Origin of the sequence: Streptomyces sp. RP5T (assembly GCF_003933965.1) — a bacterium.
GTDB lineage: Bacteria > Actinomycetota > Actinomycetes > Streptomycetales > Streptomycetaceae > Streptomyces.
Genome location: NZ_RSAJ01000737.1, coordinates 1 through 3,653, shown reverse-complemented (window position 1 = coordinate 3,653; position 3,653 = coordinate 1). Strand labels below are relative to the sequence as shown.

At 71.7% G+C, this 3,653-nt stretch carries 3 protein-coding genes; 2 read left to right on the top strand and 1 reads right to left on the bottom strand.

Annotated elements, in window-relative coordinates:
- On the top strand, nucleotides 1-1,193 hold a 1,193-nt coding region (locus EHS43_RS40125), incomplete at its 5' end, for a D-alanyl-D-alanine carboxypeptidase family protein (protein WP_148104228.1).
- On the opposite strand, the gene EHS43_RS40120 is transcribed toward EHS43_RS40125, so the two are convergent.
- Nucleotides 1,138-2,049 (bottom strand): YihY/virulence factor BrkB family protein, encoded by a 912-nt coding sequence (locus EHS43_RS40120; RefSeq protein ID WP_125195477.1) that lies wholly within the window; start codon nucleotides 2,047-2,049, stop codon nucleotides 1,138-1,140. The two genes, EHS43_RS40125 and EHS43_RS40120, sit on opposite strands and share 56 nt — an antisense overlap.
- A gap of 215 nt (nucleotides 2,050-2,264) precedes the next feature.
- Between EHS43_RS40120 and EHS43_RS40115 the strand changes: the two genes are divergently transcribed.
- A complete protein-coding gene (locus tag EHS43_RS40115) occupies nucleotides 2,265-3,632 on the top strand; it encodes an FAD-binding oxidoreductase (protein WP_125195476.1) in 1,368 nt (455 codons plus the stop codon).
- Nucleotides 3,633-3,653 lie beyond the last annotated feature (21 nt).

Sequence of the window (3,653 nt, the reverse complement as noted above, 5' to 3'; positions counted from 1 at the left end):
CTCCCCGCCCGAGCGCGTCCCCGAGCGCCACTCCCCCGGCGCACATGTCGACCGTGGGCGGCGCACGGCTCGGCCAGGCGGGCACCCAGGTCAATCTCGCGAGCGGAGTGCCGGTGCTGCCGAAGGACATCACCGCGCGGTCCTGGATCGTCACCGACGCCGAGTCCGGCGACGTGCTCGCCTCGCACAACGCGCACTGGCGGCTGCCCCCCGCGAGCACCATGAAGATGCTCTTCGCGGACACCGTGCTGCCGAAGTTCGCCAAGGACGAGAAGCACAAGGTGGTCCCCACCGACCTCGCGGGCATCGGCGCCGGCTCCAGCATGGTCGGGATAAAGGAGGGCGAGACGTACACGGTCCACGATCTGTGGCTCGGCGTCTTCCTTCGCTCCGGCAACGACGCGGTGCACGTCCTGTCGGCGATGAACAACGGCGTCGCCAAGACCGTCACGGAGATGAACGAGCACGCCGAGGAGCTCCAGGCCCTCGACACGCACGTGGTCAGCCCCGACGGCTACGACGCCCCCGGCCAGGTCTCCTCCGCCTACGACCTGACCCTGTTCGCCCGCTCAGGACTGCAGAAGAAGGACTTCCGCGAGTACTGCTCGACGGTCACCGCGAAGTTCCCGGGCGAGACGAAGAAGAACAAGAAGGGCAAGACCGTCCGCACGCCCTTCGAGATCCAGAACACCAACCGGCTGCTGAGCGGCGACTACGACATCTCGCAGTACCAGGGCATCGCAGGTGTGAAGAACGGCAACACCACCAACGCCGGCGCCACCTTCACCGGAGTCGCCGAGCGCAATGGCAGGGTGCTGCTCGTCACCGTCATGAACCCGTCCAAGGAAGGGCACAACGAGGTCTACAAGGAGACCGCGAAGCTCTTCGACTGGGGCTTCAAGGCGGCCGGCAAGGTCGAGCCGGTGGGTGAGCTGGTGCCGCCCAAGGGCGCGGCGCAGCCGGGAACCTCCGGGCAGGCCGGGGGCGGCTCCGGCGGATCCGGCCAGTCCGCCGGCCCGGGGGCCTCGGACAAGCCCGTCGCGTCCGCCACGACCGGCGGCGGCTCCCGCGGCATGGAGACCGCCTTCGCGATCGCCGGCGGCCTGCTCGTGCTCCTCGCGGGCGCCGCGTACCTCGTCAACCGCCGCTGGCCGCTGCCGGATCTGGTACGGCGTCGCTCGTCCCGTCCGTGAGCTCCTGCTCCTTGCTCCCCGTCGCCGTCCACGCGGCGCAGAACAGCACCAGTTTCGACGTGAAGTTGATCCACAGCAGCAGGGCGACGGGGACGCCGAACGCGCCGTACATGCTCTTCGTCGCCACGCCCTGCATATAGCCGCTCAGGAGCAGCTTCAGCAGTTCGAAGCCGACCGCGCCGGTCAGCGCGGCGACGAGCAGGCGGCGGCGCCCCGGCTCGACGCCGGGCAGCAGGGTCAGGACGTACAGCAGGAGCAGGAAGTCGGCGAGTACGGCGATGCCGAACGCGGCGGCCCGCAGCAGGGCCCGGCCCGCGCCGCCCTCCTGGAGGCCGAGTTCCCCGCCGATCCAGTCGACCAGCGCGGAGGCGACGGTGGAGATGGCGAGCGTGACCAGGACGGCGCCGCCGAGCCCGACCAGGATGCCCAGGTCCTTGCCCTTGCGCAGGATCGGGTTCTCGTCCCCGTCCGGCAGCTCCCACACCGCGCGCAGGCACTCGCGCGTCGAGCCGGCCCAGCCGATGCCGGTGAACAGCAGGGCGGCCGCGGCGATGAGGCCGACGGTGCCGGCGTTCTGCACCAGGTCGTCGATGTTCAGCTGGTCGGAGATGCCGGGCACCTGGTCGGCGATCTTGTTCTGAAGGTCGTTCTGCTGCTTGGTGCTGAGCGTGGCGGCGGCGATCGCGGCGGCCACGGTGAGCAGCGGGAACAGCGCGACGAAGCTGGTGAACGTCATCGCGGCGGCCAGCCGGGTCCACTTCACCCGGTCCAGCCGTTCGTACGACCGCCACGCGTGCGTGGCCGTCAGGCGCACCCAGAGCGGCCCGACGACGGGGAGTCTCTTCAGCCAGTCCATGATCGGATCTTGCCCTCCGTGCGGAAGACCGATGTGTACGTGCCCCCGAAAACACGGGACGGCTGCGGGAGCCGGGGCAGGGCGACGAGGGCGCGCGAGCGGCCGCGGGCCGGGGCTGCGGCAATATTGAGTGACATCCCACTAATCACCCATTTCGCGGAGGAGTATGAGGTTTACCGGCAAATTGTTGCTATAGCGGCGATACGGTCACCGGCATGTCTGCCGACACCGTTCCCGTCACGGGATGGGGCCGCACCGCCCCCACCGCGGCCCGCCCGATCCACCTGCGGAGCTACGAGGAGGCCGTGGCCGCCGTCCGGGGCTGCGGAGCCCGCGGCGGCATCCCGCGCGGCCTGGGACGGACCTGCGGGGACTCGGCGCAGAACGCCGGCGGCGCGGTGTTCGACATGACCGCGCTGGACCGTGTGCACGCGATCGACGCCGAGGGCGGCAGCGTGCTGTGCGACGCGGGCGTCTCCCTGCACCGGCTCACGGAGGTGCTGCTGCCGCTCGGCTGGTTCGTGCCGGTGATGCCCGGCACCCGCCATGTCACGGTCGGCGGCGCGATCGGCGCGGACGTCCACGGCGCCAACCACCACGTGTCCGGCTCCTTCTCGCGCCATGTGCTGTCCTTCGAGCTCCTCACCGCCGACGGCGGGATCCGCACGGTGCGCCGCGGCACGCCCCTGTTCGACGCGACCACCGGCGGCATGGGCCTGACCGGGATGATCCTCACCGCGACGGTCCAGCTCCAGCCGGTCGAGACCTCGCTGATGTCGGTCGACACGGAACGCGCGCGTGACCTCGACGATCTGATGGCACGGCTGACGACCGCAGACCACGGTTACCCCTACTCGGTCGCCTGGATCGACCTGCTGGCCCGTGGGGCGGCCACCGGGCGGGCGGTGCTGACCCGGGGCGGCCACACGCCGCGCGCGGCGCTGGAGGCGTCGGGAGCCGTCCGCAGTCGCGCGAGCAGGACCTGGCCGGCCTCTTCGCCCTCGCGCCTTCCGGCCCCGCCCGCCTTCCTTCCCGACGGACTCGTCAACCGCACGACCGCGGGGCTGTTCAACGAGCTCCGGTACCGGACGGCGCCCCGCGCGCGTACCGGCCGGCTGCGGAGGATCCCCGCCTTCCTCCACCCCCTGGACGGCGTGCCCCACTGGAACCGGCTCTACGGCCGCGGCGGCCTCGTGCAGTACCAGTTCGTCCTCGGACACGGCCAGGAGGAGACCCTGCGCCGTATCGTGCGGCGCATCTCCGGTCGGCGGTGCCCGGCCTTCCACGCCGTCCTCAAGCGGTTCGGGGACGCCGACCCCGGCTGGCTCTCCTTCCCGGTTCCCGGCTGGAGCCTGGCCCTGGACGTCCCGGCCGCTCTGCCGGGACTCGGCGCCCTCCTCGACGAACTGGACGAGGAGGTGGCCGCGGCCGGCGGACGGGTCTGCCTCGCCCAGGACTCCCGCCTGCGGCCGGAGCTGCTCGCCGCGATGTACCCGCGCCTCGACGACTTCCGCGCGCTGCGCGCGGAGCTGGATCCGCGCGGGGTGTTCACCTCCGACCTGTCCCGCCGCCTCGCCCTCTGAGTCCGCCGACCCACCCAGGCC

Bases quoted from the DNA above. Each gene is read 5' to 3' on its own strand.
- EHS43_RS40120 (WP_125195477.1), bottom strand. From the start codon at position 2,049: ATGGACTGGCTGAAGAGACTCCCCGTCGTCGGGCCGCTCTGGGTGCGC.
- EHS43_RS40115 (WP_125195476.1), top strand. From the start codon at position 2,265: ATGTCTGCCGACACCGTTCCCGTCACGGGATGGGGCCGCACCGCCCCC.